At 39.3% G+C, this 244-nt stretch carries 1 pseudogene; it reads left to right on the top strand.

What is annotated here, in order from left to right:
* A pseudogene (gene katE, locus SB689_RS23960) lies at window positions 1-244 on the top strand (catalase HPII); the annotation flags it as partial.

The raw sequence follows: 244 nt of genomic DNA, 5'->3' as shown, positions 1-244 counted from the left end.
ATAATGCCAACGACTTTTTGCTTCCAGAAAATAAACAGCTAGTTCTGGATTTCGTTAATGAAGCCTATCATCATTGTAAAGCTCTTTATTTTGGTCCGGGAACAAGGGATATCTATATTGATAGCCATGTCAGTAAGAAAAAACATGAAGATCCGGCTGTTATTACAGAGGGAGTTCCCGAAGCCGCAGATAAATTTATTCAGGCAGTTTCGCAGCACAGGGTATGGCATCTTGAAATTGAAAG

It is taken from the genome of Chryseobacterium sp. SIMBA_038 (genome assembly GCF_046535115.1).
In the GTDB taxonomy this organism is placed as follows: domain Bacteria; phylum Bacteroidota; class Bacteroidia; order Flavobacteriales; family Weeksellaceae; genus Chryseobacterium.
This window is presented reverse-complemented; position numbering and strand designations above follow the sequence as displayed.